This window comes from Nitratidesulfovibrio sp. HK-II (genome assembly GCF_003402415.2).
Classification (GTDB): Bacteria; Desulfobacterota; Desulfovibrionia; order Desulfovibrionales; family Desulfovibrionaceae; genus Cupidesulfovibrio.
In genome coordinates, this window is the sequence record NZ_AP036014.1 from 3,555,960 (window position 1) to 3,575,028 (window position 19,069).

A 19,069-nucleotide genomic window follows, 5' to 3' on the forward strand; every position below is an offset into this window, starting at 1 on the left:
GTCTCTTGATGGGCAATCCGCACCGCTCCTTCCGTACATACCAGCAACAGGGCCTTCACACCTCAGCATGGAAGAGCAGCCCATGAGACAGCAACGGCACCGCACAACGGTGCTTCACGGAATCGGGGAAGGACTGTGCACGGATAACTCTCCGTGTCCCGGCAGCAACATGATCGCCTGCTACCTTGAAAAAATGGCCACGCCTGCGGAACGCAAACGCCTTGAATCGCATTTCGCGGCGTGCAGGGCATGCAGGGAAGACCTTCTGGAACTGCGCAAGATTCTCAAGTCACCGGAAGTGAAGACGCCTTTCGAGGTCATCGAAGCGGCGCTGTCGCTCGAAACCACGCCCGACCCCGAACAGGGAACGGAGAGCAGCAATGACTACCGTCTCATCCTTGTCTAGCACGTCCTCTTCCTCGTCGACGTCCAGCAGTTCCACCACGCTCGACTCCGACGCCTTCCTGGAACTGCTCATCGCCGAACTGCAGAACCAGGACCCCACCAACCCCACCGACTCCACCGAGATGATCAACCAGATCGCCTCGTTCTCCACCGTGGAGCAGCTGTCGGCCCTCAACGACACGGCCACCTCCATCTACGACTCGCTGACCGCCATGAGCCTGAACTCCGCCGTGAGCTTCATCGGCCAGTCCGTACTGGCCGAAGGCGACGACATTTCCAAGACGGACGATGCCACCACCTCCGTCTCCTACACGCTGGAATCGGACGCGGACACGCTTACCGCCCACGTCTACGACTCCGACGGCACCATCATCAATTCCATCACCATCGGCGCAACGGACAGCGGCACCTACACCTTCACCTGGGACGGCACCAACTACACCGGCGAAGAAGTGTCCAACGGCACCTACAGCGTGGTGTTCGAAGCCTACGACGCCGACGGCGACAGCCTTGAAGTCTCCACCATGGTCGCGGGCACGGTGTCCGGCGTCTCCGTGGAGGACGGAACGACGGTGCTCACCCTGTCCGACGGACGCACCGTCAACCTTGAAGACGTCTACAGCGTCGTCTCCTCCGACGCATAACACCCAGCACGCGCACCGACGCGGGAGGCCGCCATGGGTCTTTCCTCTTCAATGTACACCAGCGTCTCGGGGTTGCAGAGCACTTCCGAGTCCATCAGCGTCATCGGCAACAACCTCGCGAACTCCAGCACCACGGGCTACAAGTCCATGTCCATGCTGTTCGAGGACGTGTTCTATTCCTCCCTCACCACGTCCAGCGGGCTCGACCAGGTGGGCAACGGTTCCACCGTCTCCACCATCTCCACCGACTTCTCGCAGGGCTCGTACCAGGACACCTCCGAATCCATGAACATGGCCATCGGGGGCGAAGGGTACTTCATCGTGGAAGACGCCCAGAACGACGGGCAGGTCTACTACACCCGCGCGGGCGACTTCACCTTCGACGACGAAGGCTACCTGGTGAACTCCTCCGGCTATCAGGTGCAGGGCTGGGCCGTGGACCCGGACACCGCCACCTCCAGCGACCCGGCAACCACCGGCGCCCTCGGCGACATCCAGCTTGAAAGCCGCACCGCACCCGCGTCGGCCACCACCAACGTCACCCTGTCTGTGAACCTGGATTCCGACGGCGAGGACAACGCCACCTCCACCACCGACCCGTACTTTTCGCTGCTCACCGAATGGGACGGCAGCGCCGACGACCCCCTGGGCACCACCGACTACGAGTACCAGACCACCATCACCGTGTACGACGAGGCGGGATCGGCCCACGAGCTGACCGTGTATTTCGACCAGGTGGAGGATTCCACCACCGGCACCACCACCTGGGAATACATCGTCACCATGGACCCCAGCGAGGACGTGCGCACCATCAACGGCCAGAGCGTGTCCGGCACCTCGGCCGCCGGGCTGCTGATGGCGGGCACCCTTACCTTCGACGCCACGGGGGCGCTCACCTCCACCACCGCCTTCACGCTCAGCTCCACCGCCACCGGCGACCTGACCGACCTTTCCAACTGGACCCTGGCCGAGATCTCCGCCGACGGCCTGCCGGTATTCTCGTGCAACTTCTCCGGTTCCGACAACGCCAGCACCACCGACGAGGCCGACGCCATAGAGATCGAACTCGATTTCGGCGTGTCGGCCAAGTCCACCACCGACGGCTGGGACACCACCGTGACCAGCGCGGCGGACATCGGCACCGACGGCACGCTGCTGTTCGGCTACACCTCCACCGCCTACGACACCGACAGCTCCACCAGCCACGATTCGGCCAGCAGCACCGACAGTTCAAGCCAGGACGGCTACGCCACCGGCTACCTGACCAGCTACTACGTGGACGAGGCCGGGGTGATCTACGGCACCTACTCCAACGGCCAGACCCAGGCCCTGTTCATCGTGGCCTTGGCCAGCTTCGACAACGACCAGGGGCTGAACCTGGAGGGCGGCAACCTGTACTCCGCCACCACGGAATCGGGCACGGCCAACATCGGTCAGGCAGGCCAGGGCATTTTTGGCAGCATCTACGGGGAAAAGCTGGAGGAATCCAACGTCGACGTCTCTGGCGAGATGGTGGACCTCATCGTGATGCAGCGCGCCTACCAGGCCAACAGCAAGGTCATCACCACCGTGGACGAAATGCTTCAGACCGCCCTTGGCCTGAAGCGCTAGCGCCTTCGGGGCGCGCGTGGGGTTCGTCGACCCCGCGCGCGCCGCGACGGGCCTTCCGGCGCTGCCCGTCTCCGTCCGGGCCATCGCCGGAAGGCCCCCACCCGCAACGCACGGGCTTCCCGTAAGGACGCGCCATGTCCTCGCTCAGCTCCATCTTCAACATCGGCTCCAGCGCGCTCTCCAACGCGCAGATCGGCATTTCGGTCACCAGCAACAACATCTCGAACGCCGATGTCGAGGGCTATTCGCGCCAGACGGTGCAATACACCACCGGCCCCACCACCAGCAGCGGGGGGCTGACCTACGGTTCCGGCGCGGAGGTTGCGGAAATCACCCGCCACTTCAGCGAAACGGCCGAGGCCCAGTACCTGGACAGCAGTTCCAGCGCGTCCATGTGGGAAACCATCACCAGTACGCTCTCGTCCGTCGAGACGCTGTTCGACGACAGCGACGACGACGGCTACGACCTGTCCACCGCGCTGGACGCCTTCTGGACCAGCCTCGACGCGCTGGCGGCCGACCCGGAAAGCGAGGCCGCGCGCACCGAACTGACCGGCTACGCCGAAACGCTGACCACGCTCATCAATTCCACCAGCGACAGCCTGGAGGCCGTGCAGGAAGACCTGAACGACCAGATCGAACAGCAGGTGGACGAGGTGAACGACCTGCTGGACACCCTGGCAGACCTCAACTCGCAACTGGCGGCCGACCCGGAGAACTCCACCCTGCTCGACAGCCAGGCCACCGCCCTGCGCGAGCTTGCCACCTACCTGGACCTTTCGGTGGTCTACAACGACGACGGACAGGTCACCGTGTACACGGAGGAAGGCCAGACCCTGGTGCAGGGCGACGTAACCTACACGCTGGCCTACGAAGGCCCGCAGGCCAGCATGTCGCTGACCTCGGCCTCCACCTTCGACGGGCAGATCTACTTCGAGGGCGAGAGCAGCTACGAGATCGCCATAGAGGTGGTCAGCGCGGGCAGCACCGACGGTTCGGCGGGGGCGGCCACCTACAAGGTGTCGCTGGACGGCGGCGAAACCTGGCTCACCGACGACGACGGCAACACCCTGGTGTTCACCGCGTCCGGCGAGGACGACAAGGTGACCGTGGCCGGGGTGTCCATCTGGTTCGGCTCGTCGTCCGATTCCAGCGCCACGGCGGGCGGCAGTCTGGCCGTGGGCGACGACTTCACCGTCATGGCGAAGTCGGGGGTGTACTGGTACGAGACCACCTCCAGCAAGGTGAACATCACCCCCATCGACGTCACCAGTTCCGACAGCAACAACCGCCTCACGGGCGGCAGCCTTGCCGGGCTGCTGGCCACGCGTGACCAGTACGTGGGCGGATACCTGGAAGAACTGGACGCCCTGGCCGAGGAACTGGCCTGGCAGGTCAACTACGTGCACAGCCAGGGCGCGGGGCTGACCAACTATTCGTCCGCCACTTCCGAAAATTCCGTGGACGACGCCACGACGGCGCTCTCGGACAGCAGCCTTGCCTACGCCGACCGGCTGACCTCGGGCACCCTGTCCATCTCCGTGTACGACGACGACACGGGCGATGTGCAAACGCTGTCGTCCATCACCATCGACCCCGCTTCCGACAGCCTGGAAGACGTGGCAGACGCCATCAACACCACCTTCTCCGGCCTGCTCACGGCCACCATCAGCGACGGCCAGCTCACCATCACCTCGGAAGACGGCTATTCCTTCCAGTTCGCGGGCGACACCACCGGCACGCTGGCGGCGCTGGGCATCAACACCTTCTTCTCGGGTTACGACGCGGGCACCATCACCGTGTCCGATGCCGTGCTGGACGACCCCAACCGGGTCAACGCCGCCGTGGTGGACGCCACGGGCGAGGTGCTTTCCGGCGATTCCACCTGCGCCAACAATCTCGCCGAACTGGCCGACGCGGACGTGACCCTGGACGTGTACGGCGCATCCACCTCGCAGACCCTCAGCGAGCATCTGGCGTCGCTGGTATCCGACGCGGGCACCGACGTGGACACCTCCGCCCGCAAGTACACCTACTACAGCGCCCTGGCCGAGAACGCCGACGAGCTGCAGCAGTCCGTGTCCGGCGTGAACACCGACGAAGAGCTGATCAACCTCACCAAGTACCAGCAAGCCTACAGCGTGGCTGCCCAGCTCATCCAGGTGGCCAACGAGATGTTCGAGACCGTCCTTTCACTCAGGGACTAGCCGAAAACCGCCTTCAGGTACCCCGCCGGAGCACGCCATGCGCATCTCTACAAGCATGACCTATGACAACTCGCTGAAATACATGACCAGCCTGCAATCGCAGATAAACCGCGTGACCATCCAGATGGCCACGCAGCAGAATATCAACTGCCCCTCGGACGACCCCTACGGAACCGAGGTGGTGCTCGACAACACCTCGCTGCTCAGCCACCTGACCCAGTACCAGAGCAACCTGGAAACCGCGCAGGGCTGGCTTTCGCTGGCCGACGACACCCTGGGCGACGCCAGCACCGTGCTCACCAAGCTCATCGAGCTGGCCGAGCAGGCCGCCAACGGCACCCTGTCCGAGGCCAACCGCGAGGCCGCGGCCGAAGAGGCGCGCGGCCTGTACGAGCAGCTCATCACCTACGCCAACACCGAGTACAACGGGCAATCCATCTTCGCCGGGCGCGATTCGGGCGGCGACGCCTACACCCTGGGCCTGGGGGCCACGGTGACCGGGGCCACCCTGGCCTCCGGCGCGGGCAGCGCCGTGCTTTCGGTGGATGGCGAGGCGGACCAGAGCATCAGCATCGAATTCACCGGCGACGGCACCGTGGGCACCGACGCCATCACCTACCGCTATTCCAGCGACGGCGGGGACACCTGGACGGAGGCCACCCTGGCCGCCGGGGAAACCACCCTTTCCTGCGACGGCGTGGAAGTGAACATGCAGTCCGGCACCGGGGTCACCGCCGTGTCCGACGACGACACCAGCGCGGGCACGCGCATCACCGTGCGCCCTGCCGCCATCTACACCGGCGACGCCGACGACGGCGCGCAGGTGACGGCCCAGAGCAACACCGACGTCACCGCCACGGCCACCGGCACCTTCAGCGATTCCGTGGTGGTGCGCATAGAGGAAGACACCACCGTGGCCGGGCCGGTTTCGTACAGCTATTCCTCCGACGGAGGGCTTACCTGGTCCGACGTGCAGAGTTCCGACGACGGCACCCTGACCGTGCCGGGCGGCACGCTGGAACTTTCGGCGGGCAGCGGCAGCGACCTTGCGGCGGGCGACACCTTCACCGTCACCTCCGACTCCACCGACCTCACGGTGCGCGTTTCCACCTCGTCCAGCATCGCCATCAACAGCTGCGGGCTGGACGTGTTCGGCGGGCTCTACAGCGCCGACGGCGAAAGCTATGCCAGCACGGGCGAGGGCGACCTGTTCGAGGCCATCGGCCAGTTCATCGGCTACCTGGAGACCAACAACGAGGAAGGCATCGCCGAAAGCCTGGAGGCCCTTACGGCAGGGCAGGCCACCATGCTTTCCGCCGCCAGCGACATCGGCGCGCGCGAGGTGCGGCTGGAGCACATCGAGACGGCCAACACCCTGCTGACCGAAACGGCCACCAGCACGGTGAGCAACACGCTCGACGCCGACACCACGGCGCTGGCCACGGAACTCTCCAAGCTCACCACCATCTACGAGGCGGTGCTCAGCACCTCGTCCGCCGTGATGAATCTGAGCCTGCTCGACTATCTCTAATCCGTCCGTAGCCCGGCTGTAGTCGACGGCAACCACGGAGGCACCATGTCCGATTACTGGTCCGGCTCCATCACCTTCACCGGCCTGAACACCGGCACCGACTGGGACGAGATCATCGAGGCCCAGATGGCGGTGGAGGAATACCGCTACAACAGCATGACCGAGAAGGAGACGGCGTACGAAGAGCAACTGGCCGCCGTGGAAGACCTGGAAACCCAGATGACCACGCTGTACCAGACGCTGCAGGACTACGACAGCGTCTCGGACTTTCTCACCAAGTCCGGCTCCTCGTCCGACGAGACCAGCCTGACCGTCTCGGTGGACAACGAGGCGGAGGCCGGCACGCACAACGTGGTCATCAACCAGCTGGCCCAGAACGACATCTGGAGCAGCGACGACGGGTACGCCTCCACCGACACCTCCATCACCGACACCGACCAGACCTTCTCGCTCACCTACGGCGACGAGACGTACACCATCGACGTTCCGGCGGGCACCACGCTCGAGGAATTCGTGGACCTCATCAACAACGCGGACGGCAACAGCGACGATGTGCGCGCCAGCGTCATCAATGAAGGGGATGCCTACCACCTGCAGATACGCGGCATGGACCTTGGCGCGGACAACACCGTGACCATCAACGACACCGGCTTCGACGCCATGGGCGCGGACGCCTTCACCAACACCCAGAAGGCCCAGAACGCCCAGATCAAGGTGGACGGCTTTCCCGCCGCCGACGACGAATGGATAGAGCGCGACACCAACTCCATCGACGACGTCATCGACGGCGTGACCCTGCAGCTCAAGACCACCACCGGCGATGAAGGTACCACGGTCACCGTGGAACTGGACACCGACGCCATGGTGGAAGCCGTCGAAACCGTTGTCGAAAGCATCAACACCATCCTGCAGTTGCTCATGGACCTGCAGGATCAGGGCACGGTGTCCGAATCGGTGTCCACGGCCACGGCGTCCGACTCGGATGACGACGACGATGACGATGACGACAGCGCGGCTTCGGTGCTGGCCAGCAACTACGGCATCGACCTGGTGCAGAACAGCCTGAAGAACATCCTGGCCACCAAGGGGCTGGGCTTTTCCTACTACGACGCGGACGCGGACACCGGTGACCTGTTCACCAGCCTTTCCACCATCGGCATCTCCACCGACGCCGACGAGGACTCGGAAACCTTCGGTCTTTTGGTCATCGACTACGACGAACTGGAAGAAGCCATCGACGAAGACCCGGAAGCCGTGGCCTCGCTGCTGTCCTCGGATTCGACGGGCTCCACCGATTCCAGCGACTTTTCCTTCGACAGCTCCATCTCCGGCACCACGGTGGCGGGCGACTACGAGGTGTCGTACACCATCGAGAACGGCGAGATCACCTCGGCCTACATCAACGGCAACGCCGCCTCCATCTCTGGCTGGACCATCACCGGCGCGTCCGGCGAGGACGAGGCGGGCCTGGCCCTCACCGTGGACAACACCGCCGACGGCGCCTACACCGGCACTGTGTACCTCAAGCAGGGCAAGATAGGGCAACTGGTCGACACCCTGGAGGACATGACCAGCACCGAGGGCACCCTCCAGATCATGGAGGACAGCTATCAGGAAATCCTGGACCAACTGGCGGAATCCATCTCCAAGGAAGAGGAACGGCTGGACCTGGTGGAAAGCCGCCTGCGCACCCGCTATTCCAACCTGGAAACCCTGCTCACCAGCTACGACAGCCTGTCGACCACCATCGACTCACTGCTGGCCTCGCTGGATGACTGACCGGGGGCACGACGGCGCGCGTCTGCCGCACGTTCGGCCAAGGCGCCGCTAGGACGCGGCAGCAAGGGGGACCCCCGACACCGGGCGTCCCCCTTGCTGCGCCCGCCCCCCGAAAGCGCTCCCCGTCGTCCGCCCACGGTCGCAGTCCGCGCGTCTCGCCCGCCACCCGATGCGTCACCCGATGCCTGAGGCGGCGCGCATCCGGGTGCTTTCGGCGCGTCCCCTCGCCCATCCGCTGGCGCACGGCGCGCAAAAGGGGCCGGGCATATGCCCGGCCCCTTGCCGTATGCGTGTCCGCAGTTTCGCCGTTTCCCCCCCCACCATCGGACAGCGGGCTTCCAGCGGCCCACTCCCTCCGGTAGACGCCTAACCGATCAGCGAAAGCGCCATCTGCGGCAGCGAGTTGGCCTGCGACAGCATGGCCACGGCGGTCTGCGCCAGCACCTGCTGCTTGGTGTACTCGGTCATTTCCATCGAGACGTCCACGTCCGAAATGCGCGATTCCGCGGCGGAAAGGTTTTCGGACTGGGTCTCGAGGTTGGTGATGGTGGCCTCCAGCCGGTTCTGCATGGCGCCCAGCGAGGCGCGGATCTGGTCCTTGGAGATGATGGCGTTGTCGATGGCGGTCAGGGCGTCCTGCGCCGCCTGCTGGGTGGAGATGCTCGCCCCCGCGCCGGTGGTGGTGTTGCCAAGGCCCAAGGCCTCCGCCGACACCGAGCCGATGCGGATGTTGTAGTAGTCCTGCGCGCTGTCGTTGCCCGAGCCGAAGTGGATGTGCAACTGGCCGGTGGAGGTCAGGCCCGAACCGTCGTAGGTCTGGCCAGACAGGTTGCCGTTCAGCAGCGCGATGCCGTTGAAGTCGGTGGCGCTGGCGATTCGGGTGATTTCCGAGGCCATGGCCTGGTATTCCGAATCGATGATCAGGCGCTGGTCCGAGTTATAGGTGCCGGTGGCGGCCTGTTCGGCCAGTTCCTTCATGCGGATGAGCTTTTCGTCGATGGTCTCCATGGCGCCGTCCGCCGTCTGGATCAGCGAAATGGCGTCGTTGGCGTTGCGCACGCCCTGATTCAGCGCGCTGATGTCCGAACGCATCAGTTCGCGAATGGCAAGGCCCGCAGCGTCGTCCGCGGCGGAGTTGATGCGCAGGCCGGAAGACAGGCGCTGGGTTGACTTCTCAAGCTTGCTGTACGTTGCGTTCAGCGTATTGGCCGTGGTGAGCGCCGTAAAGTTGTTGTTGACTACGAGAGACATATGCTTTCCTCCATGAAATATACACTATCCTTGTGTGCCTCTGCCGTGCATGCAGCGCATGCTTGATGACCTTATCGACGGTCTTGCACCGCTCTCTTAATTTTTAAAATTCCATAAGCACCGGCAAAATCACGCAATTAATGTTCATAACAGTATCTTTGCATTACTTTGCATTGCCTGTGGCGTCTGCCTTTGGCACAAAGAAAAGGCCCGGAGTGTTCCGGGCCTTTGCGTTGCGCGGCGCGCATCACAGGCAGAAGTGGTGCCGCAGCCGCGCAAGGGCGTTCTGCTTCAGACTGCGCACGGTCTTGGGATGGATGTCCAGCGTGCGCGCCACTTCATCGGTATCGAGGTCGTCCTGAAACAGCAGCCGCAGCACCGTGCTCTGCCGTCTGCTCAGCAGACCGGGGGGCAGGTCCAACTCTTCGTGGGCGTCAGGCGCGGAGCCTGCCGGGGTGGGGGCATCCGCCCACAGCCGTTCGGCCAGTTCCTCTTCCACGTAGGGCTCGTGCCGCACCATCCGCTCGGTGCGACGCGCGCGCAGGCAGTCGAGCGCGGTGGAGCGCGCCACGACGCTGAGCCAGGTGGCCATGCCCGCCCGCGCGGGATCGTAGGTGGACAGCAGATGAAACTCGTCGCTGACGAGACGGCAGAACACCTCCTGCGTCACGTCCTGCGCATCGAGCCCTGCGGCGGCCCCGCCGTTCCACTGAAGGGTGTAGTGCACGGCCTTGTGGATCACCGGGGCATAGACGGACACGAAACGACGCCATGCCTTTCCGTCGCCGGTCATGCATGCCGTTATGTCCGTAGCGGTTCCTGTATTGGCTTCCATCTTCATCTCCAGTCGTGCGTTCTGTGGAGCCGGAATTGCGGCAACCGGGTCCATGCACCACGCCGGAAATTGTGGAAAAGCCAAGTCCCGCGCATTGCGGGTTGTCTGTATGTATACGCGCGCCCGCCCACATTGTCCGTTCAGGGCGGGTAGTGTTTTGAAAGCGTCGGACACACTAGTTTACATTGTTTTACACTCACGGAAATCATTGGGGCGTGATTCTTGCACTATACCGGTCGCAAGCGGCAATCGGGAAATATGTGCCACCGCCCAGAGGGTGACATCATGGATCGAGTCTTGTTGATCGACGACGACAAGGAACTCTGCGCACTGCTTACGGAATATCTCGCTCCCGAAGGGCTTGCCGTGGAACCCTGCCACACCGGTGGCCAGGGCCTCGCGCGGGCGTTGTCGGGCGACTATGACGCGGCACTGCTGGACGTGGCCCTGCCGGATACCAGCGGCTTCGACGTGCTCGGCACCATCCGTTCGCGTTCGGCGCTGCCCGTGCTCATGCTGACCGGGCGCGGCGACGACGTGGACCGCATCGTGGGGCTGGAGATGGGCGCGGACGACTACGTGCCCAAGCCTTTCGTGCCGCGCGAACTGCTGGCGCGCCTGCGCGCCGTGCTGCGCCGCACCCGCACCCACGGCACGGCGGCGGGCGCGGCTGGCCTGGGCGCGGCCGTGGGCGGCGTGGGGCCGTACCGCAAGCGCAACCTTTCCTTCGGGGGCATCACCGTGGACCGCTCGGCCCGCACGGCCCTGCGTGACGGCGCCCCCCTGCCCCTGACCCCGGTGGAGTACGCCATTCTCGTGCTGCTGCTGGAGGCCGAAGGCGCCACCGTCGCGCGAGAGGACATTTCGCGCGGGGTGCTGGGACGCGAGATACTGCCCTTCGACCGGTCCATAGACGTGCACGTCAGCAACCTGCGCAAGAAGCTGGGCCCCTGCGACGACGGCCAGCCGCGCGTGGGCACGGTGCGCGGCATGGGCTACTACTTCCGCGTTTCGCCCACGGAATCGACCTTCGGCGGCCAGGACGGCGCGGAACCGCGCTTCGGGACCGGGCATGAGAACGTGGCCGGTTAGGCTGCTGGTGCTGCTGCTGGTAGGCTGCGGCATCTTCACCCTGGGCACGTTCATCCGCATCCGTCTGGAGACGCGCCCCAGGCTCGGACCGTTCCAGATGAACGTCATGCTGCTGGACCTGCTGGGCGAGCGCGTCTCCGAGTACATGGCCGAAGGACGCGCGGACAAACTGAACGCCCTGCTGGACACCCTGCGCAAGCGCGGCGTGCACGTTGTGGTGCACGACGCCGGGCTGCAGCCGTTGGCCGACAACGGCCCGGTTTCGCCGGTGCCCTTCTTCGACGCGCCGCCCAGGCCAGGCGTGGCGTGGGACAACGACGACAGGAACGGCACACCCGCCGATGTCGCCGATTCGTCGGCCTCCGTTCCAGATGGGGGCGACCGCCCCGGCGCGCCCGCCGGGGAAAGGGCCGTCGCCCCGGGCGCGCCAGGGGATTCCCCTTCCTCGCCCTACGGCGGCCCGCCCCCGCACATGTCCTGGCCGGAGCGCATCCGTGCGGCCCTGGAAGGCCGCGTGCCGCCCATGCCCCCCCCGCTTTCCGGGTCGCCCATGCCGTCCGGTTCAGCCCCCCCTCCGCCGCCCCCCTCCGCCACGCAGGATCCGGAAACCGAGGCCGCCGTGCAGGCGGAGGCCCGCGAACAGGCCGAGGACGCGCGTGCCACGGGCGCGACCCTGCTGGATATCCCCCCCCCGTTCACCTTCCGGCCGGTGATCCTCATGGCCGACCCCATCGACCTGCCCGGCGGCGGGCACGGGGTGCTCACCCTGCGCAAGGACATGCCCGCCCCGCCGGACATGCGCCTGCCGCCCTTCGTGCTGCCCCTGGCCATGGCCATGGTGCTGGCGGGCGGCGTGCTGCACCTGCTGCTGCGCCAGACCAGCCGCCCCATAGACGAGGTGGGCAGCGTGCTGCAGCGCTTTGCCCGGGGCGACCTGCAGGCGCGCGTCAACGGCGACGTGGCCTCGCACGGCACGGAACTTGCCCGCCTCGCCAACGATTTCAACACCATGGCCGAACGCACCGAAGAGCTGTTGCAAACCCAGCGCCGCCTGCTGCACGACGTGTCGCACGAAATGCGTTCGCCCCTGTCGCGCGTGGCCCTGGCGCTGGAGATGGCCTCGCGCACGGTCTCGCCCGAGTCGCAGCGCTTTCTGGAACGCATCCGCCACGACGCGGAGCGCCTTTCCGCGCTCAGCGCCCACCTGCTGGCCACCGGACATCTGGATCAGCAGAAGGAGGACGCGCCGCCCGCGTGGTTCGACCTGCCCGCACTGCTGGTCCAACTGGTGGAGGAAACGGACTTCCAGGCCCGCGCCGAGCGCAAGCGGGTGGAACTGCGCGTGGATGGCGCGTGCGCCCCGTTCCACGGCATGCGCGAGATGCTTTACGGCGCGCTGGACAACGTAGTGCAGAACGCCCTGAAGTTCTCGCCGCCGGACACGCGGGTAACGGTATCGCTGTCCTGCGAGGCCGCCGGAACCTGCGGCGCGCCGCCGCAGGCCCACGTGCCGGAACCGGAACAGGCCGGCCGGAACGGCAGGAACGACCGCAGCAACGGGAGCAACGGGGTGGCCGGGACCAACGGCGGCCCGGTCCGTTCCGCCTGCCCCCATCCGGCGCGCTACGCCGTCATCGCCGTGCAGGACCAGGGGCCGGGCGTGCCCGAGGCCGATCTGCCCCTGCTCTTCGTGCCGTTCTTCCGGGCAGGCAACGCCCCGCGCGGCACGGGCACCGGGCTTGGCCTGTCCATCGCCCAGCGCGCCGTGGAACTGCACGGCGGGGCCATTTCGGCGGAAAACCTGCCCCAGGGCGGGTTGAAGGTTGCCTTCCGCCTGCCCGCGTAGCCAGGCCGCGCCCTGATATCGCGCCCTGATATCGTGGCCGCCGCCCCGGCGTGGCCGCCCCACGGCCGCCTTCCGCGCTCCACCCGCACACTCTCTCCATCCGCAAAAGAACCGCCCCGCACGGCAACGTGCGGGGCGGGCAAAGCCAGGCAAATTTTGCCGGGCGGCTTCTTTACATTTCTTTACTGGGTCAAAACTTCCCGCCTTATCGTCACGACGGCTGCCGGGCCTGCCGCCGCTCCCGCCCGTAGCGCAGCAGTTCCGCCTTGCTCAAAAGGCCATCGCCATCGGCGTCGATGGCCGTGAATTCGCGCGCCACCACGGGCAACCCCGTTTCGGGATGGCCCGCCTCGGTGCGGGTGAGTCTGCCGTCGCCGTCGCGGTCGGCTATCTCGAAGCGGCTCGCGGCGCGCGCCCGGTCAGGGGCGGGGGCAGGGGCAGGGGTGGTCGCCCCCTCGGTGGGCGTCGCGGGCTGGGCCTCCCCTATGGCCGGGGCCGGTTGCCCGGCCGGGTCGGCGGAGGCGGAGGCGACGCCCGTGAATTCGCCGTGCAGCAGCAGGCCGCAAAACAACGCGGTGATGAGGGGAACACGGGACTGGTTCATGCGATTCTCCTGAAGCGGCCCGTCGGGCCGCGTGTGCCATATGGATGATGGGCGGCCTGTGCGGCGACGCCGGAAAATGGAAGGCCCGCCTACGAAACGGGCGAGACGGGCGACGCCACGGGCGAGGCGGACGTCGCTCCGGGCGCGACGGCCTGCCCCGTGCCATCCGGCGCTTCCCAACCGCCGCCCAGCGCCCGGTACAGGGTGACGGCGCGGGTGGACAGCACCGCCCTCGCCCGCACGTGGGTAAGGGCGGCGGTGGCCAGTTCACGCTCGGCGTCGGCCACGTCCAGGAAATCGGCAAGTCCCGCGCGATAGCGGTCCCAGGCCAGGACCAGGGCCGTGCGGTCGGCCTCCAGCACGGCGGCCAGGTCGGGCAGCCTGCGCTGCTGGCGGTCCACGGCGTACAGGGCGGTTTCCGCCTCTTCCACCGCCGTGCGGGCCGTGGAAAGGTAGGTCAGCGCGGCCTGTTCGCGCCGGGCGTCGGCCTGTTCGATGCGCGCGGCGGTGGCCCCGGAATCGAACAGGGTCAGGCCCAGCGCCGGGGCCAAGGACCACACCCCGCTGCCCGAGGACAGCAGCTTGTTCACCGTGGACGCCTGCGAACCCAGCGCCGCCGAAAGGCTGAGCGTGGGCCAGCGCTCCGCCGTGGTGGCGGCCAGGTCCGACGCGGCCGACGCCAGAAGCCGCTCCGCCGCGCGGATGTCCGGGCGGCGCAGCAAAAGGTCGGCAGGCAGCCCTGCGGGCACCTGGCGCGCGGGCGCGGGAATGGGGGCGGCCTTTTCCAGCGTCGGGCGCAGTTCGCCGGGGGCGGCGTCCACCAGCCGTTCGATGCGGGCCAGGGCCGCCCAGGCGTTGTTCTCGTAGTCGGCGGCGTCGGCCAGCGAGGAATGCCACAGCGCGGCGGCCTGGGCCACGTCGATGTCCCCGGTCAGGCCCGCGTCGCGCCGGGCGGTGACCAGGGCAAGGGTTTCGGCCCGGCTGGCCGCGATGTCGCGGGTAAGGTCCAGTTCGTTCTGGGCCTGGCGCAGGGTCACGTACTGGGTGGCCACCTCGGCCAGCAGGGCGACCAGGGTGTCGCGGCGGTCCTCTTCCGCCGCCTGGGCGTCGGCCACGCGGGCCTCGCGGGTGGCGCGCAGTCGCCCGAACAGGTCTATTTCCCAGGCCAGATCAAGGCCCGTGGCGTACACGTTGCCGTTGCGAGAGCCGGTGGACTGCGCCTCGCCCGTGCCCGCACGGCTGCGCGTGGCCGAGGCCGAGCCGGTGACCGTGGGGCCAAGGTCCGCCCCGGCCTCGCGCGCGGCGGCGCGGGCCTCGCGCACCTTTTCGGCGGCGATGCGCACGTCGAAGTTGGCGGCGGCCGCGCGGGCCAGCAGGCCGTCCAGCACCGGGTCGCCGAAGGCGGTCCACCATTGGGCCAGCGAAGCGCCGGACCGTGCCGCGCTTGCGGACGCGGGGGCCGCCTGCGCGCTCCACGCGGCGGGCATGGCCGGGCGCGGCGCGGCGGCCGTGGGGGCGCAGCCTGGGGCCAGCGCCACGCACAGCAACGCGGCGAGCGCGCGAAGCGATGCGGACGGCCACGCCGTGGCCACGCCCCCCCGCGCGCGCCGGAAACCGAACGTCGCGTTCATCCCCGCACCCCCACGCCGCGCGCCGCGTCCTTGCCGTTGGTCCGGGCCCTGGCGTCGCGCACGGGCACCACCACCTCTGGCAACGCAGCGGACTCGCCCGCCTGCGCGGGCCGCACGGACTGCACCGGCCAGGCGGAGTGGCCGGATTGACCGGATTGACCGGACGGGCCAAATGGGGCGGACGGCGCGACGCCCGCCGCGCCGGAGCGCGCTGCGGTGGCGGAGCCGCCCTTGTTCCCGTCCTTCCGGCCGGGCTGTTTCGCCCCGGCGGCGGCATCGCGCCCGGTGTCGTCGAAGTACACGTCCACCTGCTGGCCCACGTAGGCGGCCATGTCGCGCGTGTCGAAGGCGTACAGCACCTGCAGCACGCGGATGTCCACGCGCTCGGTGGTGTCGCCGGTCAGCGATGTCTTGGGCAGCACGTAGGGCTCCACCCGCACGAAGCGCAGCGGCGCGGAAAAGTCGCGGTTGCCCCGCAGGAACACCGTGGCGGGCATGCCCGCCCGGTAGCGCCAGGCGATGTTCTCGTCGATGTCCACCCGCACGTGCAGCCGGGTGACGTCGCCCAGCATGACCAGCGGCGTGGAAAGCGCCCCGGCCGTGGCGTATTCGCCCTCGCTCACGTTCACCTGCAGCACCGTGGCGTCCATGGGCGCGCGCACGCACAGCCGGTCCAGGTCCACCTCTATGGCGCGGGCGGCGGCCTCGGCCTGGGTCACGTCGGCCGTGGCGGAGGCCAGCGCCGCGCGGGCCGTTTCCTCCGCGTAGCCGCGCTGGGCCGCTTCTTCCGCGCTCACGGCGCGGCCGTCGCGCAGGCTGCGCACCCGCGCGGCGTCGGCGCGGGCCTTTTCCAGGGCCACGCGCGCCTCGACCACCTTGGCGCGGGCCACCACCAGCGCGGCCTTCTGCTCGGCCAGCGCGGCCTTGCGCTCCCGGTCGTCCAGGCGGAACAGCAGGTCGCCCTTGCGCACCGCGTCGCCCACGGTGACGGGAATCTCCACGATGACCCCGGACGTGGGCGTGGCCACGCCCACGTCGCGGCTGGCCGCCTCCACGATGCCGGAGCCGCTGATGTATTTTTCGTAGGGCGGCGCGGCCGGGTCGGCCACCGGGGGCACCGGGGCCGGAGGCGCGGACGTGCGCGAGGCGTACACGATGCCCGCCACAAGGCCCGCCAGGGCCAGGGCGGGCAGGACGTAGGTAAGGATGATGTTGCGTCGCATGGTTGTCCCTGTCTTTGATCTCTTGGTGAATCTTGAAGAATATCGGGGCCGGGCCGTTCCGCACGCGGGACGGCCCCGGGGGTGCGGTTCGCCGTGCGCTATGGACGGGCGGCGGCAGGGCGGGATCCGTTGCCCCCGTGCGGGGCATCGTCCATTGCACCGCCAGCCGCAGCAACCGGGCTTGCGCACGGCGCGGCAGCGGGCATGTCCTCGCCGTCTGACTCAAGCCCAGGACCGGTCGCGCCATGCCCCGCCCCGGCCAGCGCGCCGGGCGTGCCCACGCGGGTCACCCGGCCGTCGTCCAGTTCGGCGATGCGGTCCGCAAAATCGAAGATGCGCGCGTCGTGGGTGACGATGACCAGCGCGCGGCCGTCCACGGTGCCCACCCGGCGCAGCAGTTCCATGACCCGCTGGCCGTTGGCGTGGTCCAGGGCGCTGGTGGGCTCGTCGCACACGATGAGCTGCGGCTCGTGCACCAGGGCGCGGGCAATGGCCACGCGCTGCTGCTGCCCGCCGGAAAGATCGCCGGGGGCGGATTCCGCCTTGTCGCCAAGGCCCACCAGATCCAGCGCGGCTTCCGCCTTGCGCATGGCCTCGCGCACGGGCGCGCCGCTGATGCGCAGCGGCACGGAGACGTTCTCGGCCGCCGTCAGCGCCGGGTTCAGGTTGTAGGCCTGGAACACGAAGCCGATGTTGCGGGCGCGAAAGGCCGCGCGCGGCCGGGGGGCCAGCGCGGTCATGTCCTGCCCCAGGATGCGGCAGCTCCCCTCCGTGGGGTCCAGAATGCCCGCCATCACCGAGATGAGCGTGGTCTTGCCGCAGCCCGAGGGCCCCACCAGCATCAGCAGTTCGCCGCGTTGCACGGTCAGGTCCACGCCGCGCAGGGCGTGCACGGCGGTGGCCCCTTCGCCGTAGCGCTTGCGCAACCCGGCGCAGACCACGGCGGGGGCGGCCTCGCCTTCGGGTACCGGGGAAAGGGCAACCGCGCCGGGGCGCGGGCGCATGTCCGTATTCGTCATGGAAGGCTCCCTGCTATTGCTTGAACACGATGGCCGGTTCCAGCCGCAGCACCTGGCGGATGCTGAGAACCGCCGAAACCAGGGTGATGGACAGCACCGCCCCCCCGCCCACCAGCAATATGGTGGGGGAGAGGCGCATGCCCATGGGGTCGCCGGGCAGGTTGCCCATGATCATGGCCATGCCCACCCCGATGCCGAAGCCGGTGCCCGCCACCAGCAGCGCCTGCGACAAGATCATCAGCAGCAGGGTGCGGTCATCGGTGCCCATGGCCTTCAGCACGCCGAAGTGGCGCAGCGCGTCCTGGGTGAAGTTGTGGAACATCAGCCCGGTGACCACCGCGCCGATGCAGAAGCTCATGAGGATGGTGGTGCCGAAGTGCATGATGATGGCCGTGCGCTTGATGAAATGGCGCAGGGTGCGGGCGCGGAAGTCGTCGGCGGTCAGGGCCGTCAGGCCCGTCTCGGCCGCGATGCGCGCGGCGAGCCTGCGGTGGTCCTGCCCCTCCTGGGCTTTCACCAGCACGAAGGACATCAGCTTGCGCTCGCTCTTGTTGAACAGCTTGACCCGCGAATAGGTGGTGTAGAGCATGGGCTGCGACTGAAAGGTGGGGGTGGCGTTGGCGACGCCCACCACCACGGCGTGGTGGTCGTTGACCTCCAGCCCGTCGCCCACGGCCAGCGGGCGCATGCCGCCAGCCACCTGCACGGCCAGGCGCTTGGCCGCGCCCTCGGCGTCCACCACCACGGCGTCGCTCATGCGCAGGTCGGCCATGCTGCCGGATTGCATCACGCCCGGCGCGCCGATGAGCGACACGTCGTCCACGCCGATGAGCCCGCAGCCCACGGTGTTGCCGTCGGGCAGGCGCGCCTTCAACTGGCCCTTGTGCAGGGGCACGGCCCATTCCACCCCGCTCACGCTGCGCACCAGCGACAGGCGTGTGTCGGGCATGGCCTTGGATTCATCCACCGACTGGGCCTGGGGATCCATGACCCAGATGTCGGCGATGGCGATGTCGTCGATGAGGCCGTAGGTGCGGGTGAGGATGCTGGCGAACACGGCGGGCTGCTGGGTCATGATCAGCGAGGTGAAAGCCAGGCTGAGCACCATGCCGAGGTACTTGCCCCGGTTGGCGAGCAGCATCTTGAGAGCTATCTGGTACATGCGGCTTCCGATGGCTGTTGGCGTTGCGCGTTCCTTTCGCAGGGGCGGGGGGGCGGAACAGGAGGCCGAAGCGCCGACGTTGCAGGCGGCTGGCGGCCCGCGCCGGGACCATCCCGGCGCTCCGAGGAGGAAGGGGAAAACCCGTCCGCCCCGCTTGCCGCCCCTGCGGAAAGGAACGGCGCGTGAGGCTGGGTCTAGCCCCGTCGCGTGGCCGCAATATGTGTTGCAC

General features: G+C 67.7%; 15 protein-coding genes. 8 read left to right on the forward strand and 7 right to left on the reverse strand.

The features are described 5' to 3' along the window. Nucleotides 1-169 precede the first annotated feature (169 nt). From RVX_RS15045 to fliD, 6 genes are all read left to right on the forward strand, one after another. Nucleotides 170-406 (forward strand): zf-HC2 domain-containing protein, encoded by a 237-nt coding sequence (locus tag RVX_RS15045; RefSeq protein ID WP_116307994.1) that lies wholly within the window; start codon nucleotides 170-172, stop codon nucleotides 404-406. Then, the gene (locus RVX_RS15050) at nucleotides 381-1,049 is read left to right on the forward strand and encodes a flagellar hook assembly protein FlgD (RefSeq protein WP_043609001.1); all 669 of its coding nucleotides are present in this window, start codon (nucleotides 381-383) and stop codon (nucleotides 1,047-1,049) included. The genes RVX_RS15045 and RVX_RS15050 overlap by 26 nt, the downstream gene beginning before the upstream one ends. A gap of 33 nt (nucleotides 1,050-1,082) precedes the next feature. Beyond that, nucleotides 1,083-2,660 carry a flagellar hook protein FlgE gene (locus RVX_RS15055; protein WP_116307995.1) on the forward strand — a complete coding sequence of 526 codons (1,578 nt, stop codon included), beginning with the start codon at nucleotides 1,083-1,085 and terminating at the stop codon, nucleotides 2,658-2,660. A 134-nt stretch (nucleotides 2,661-2,794) separates the two neighbouring features. Then, nucleotides 2,795-4,867: a flagellar hook-associated protein FlgK gene (flgK, locus tag RVX_RS15060; RefSeq protein WP_116307996.1), complete on the forward strand. Its 2,073-nt coding sequence runs from the start codon at nucleotides 2,795-2,797 to the stop codon at nucleotides 4,865-4,867. A gap of 37 nt (nucleotides 4,868-4,904) precedes the next feature. Further along, nucleotides 4,905-6,398: a flagellar hook-associated protein FlgL gene (gene flgL, locus RVX_RS15065; protein ID WP_230404814.1), complete on the forward strand. Its 1,494-nt coding sequence runs from the start codon at nucleotides 4,905-4,907 to the stop codon at nucleotides 6,396-6,398. A gap of 45 nt (nucleotides 6,399-6,443) precedes the next feature. Continuing rightward, complete coding sequence (gene fliD, locus RVX_RS15070; protein WP_116307997.1) at nucleotides 6,444-8,177, forward strand: flagellar filament capping protein FliD; 1,734 nt, start codon at nucleotides 6,444-6,446, stop codon at nucleotides 8,175-8,177. 366 nt (nucleotides 8,178-8,543) lie between these two features. Here the strand turns inward: fliD and RVX_RS15075 are convergent, their stop codons facing one another. Further along, the gene (locus RVX_RS15075) at nucleotides 8,544-9,428 is read right to left on the reverse strand and encodes a flagellin (RefSeq protein ID WP_116307998.1); all 885 of its coding nucleotides are present in this window, start codon (nucleotides 9,426-9,428) and stop codon (nucleotides 8,544-8,546) included. 247 nt (nucleotides 9,429-9,675) lie between these two features. Beyond that, nucleotides 9,676-10,221 carry an RNA polymerase sigma factor gene (locus RVX_RS15080; RefSeq protein ID WP_230404816.1) on the reverse strand — a complete coding sequence of 182 codons (546 nt, stop codon included), beginning with the start codon at nucleotides 10,219-10,221 and terminating at the stop codon, nucleotides 9,676-9,678. Between the two features lie 327 nt (nucleotides 10,222-10,548). Between RVX_RS15080 and RVX_RS15085 the strand changes: the two genes are divergently transcribed. Then, on the forward strand, nucleotides 10,549-11,355 hold the full coding sequence (locus RVX_RS15085; RefSeq protein ID WP_116308000.1) for a response regulator transcription factor: 807 nt from the start codon (nucleotides 10,549-10,551) through the stop codon (nucleotides 11,353-11,355). After that, complete coding sequence (locus RVX_RS15090; RefSeq protein WP_116308001.1) at nucleotides 11,336-13,201, forward strand: sensor histidine kinase; 1,866 nt, start codon at nucleotides 11,336-11,338, stop codon at nucleotides 13,199-13,201. The genes RVX_RS15085 and RVX_RS15090 overlap by 20 nt, the downstream gene beginning before the upstream one ends. A gap of 211 nt (nucleotides 13,202-13,412) precedes the next feature. Here RVX_RS15090 and RVX_RS15095 read toward each other — a convergent pair whose 3' ends face one another. The 5 genes from RVX_RS15095 to RVX_RS15115 form a co-directional block, all read right to left on the reverse strand. Then, nucleotides 13,413-13,805, reverse strand: a complete 393-nt coding sequence (locus RVX_RS15095) for an EF-hand domain-containing protein (RefSeq protein WP_116308002.1) — start codon at nucleotides 13,803-13,805, stop codon at nucleotides 13,413-13,415. Between the two features lie 89 nt (nucleotides 13,806-13,894). Then, nucleotides 13,895-15,436 carry an efflux transporter outer membrane subunit gene (locus RVX_RS15100; protein WP_116308003.1) on the reverse strand — a complete coding sequence of 514 codons (1,542 nt, stop codon included), beginning with the start codon at nucleotides 15,434-15,436 and terminating at the stop codon, nucleotides 13,895-13,897. Beyond that, a complete protein-coding gene (locus RVX_RS15105) occupies nucleotides 15,433-16,659 on the reverse strand; it encodes an efflux RND transporter periplasmic adaptor subunit (RefSeq protein WP_116308004.1) in 1,227 nt (408 codons plus the stop codon). The genes RVX_RS15100 and RVX_RS15105 overlap by 4 nt, the downstream gene beginning before the upstream one ends. Nucleotides 16,660-16,757: 98 nt before the next feature. Then, a complete protein-coding gene (locus RVX_RS15110; protein ID WP_230404817.1) occupies nucleotides 16,758-17,678 on the reverse strand; it encodes an ABC transporter ATP-binding protein in 921 nt (306 codons plus the stop codon). Nucleotides 17,679-17,691: 13 nt separating this feature from the next. Then, a complete protein-coding gene (locus RVX_RS15115) occupies nucleotides 17,692-18,840 on the reverse strand; it encodes an ABC transporter permease (protein ID WP_116308005.1) in 1,149 nt (382 codons plus the stop codon). Nucleotides 18,841-19,069 lie beyond the last annotated feature (229 nt).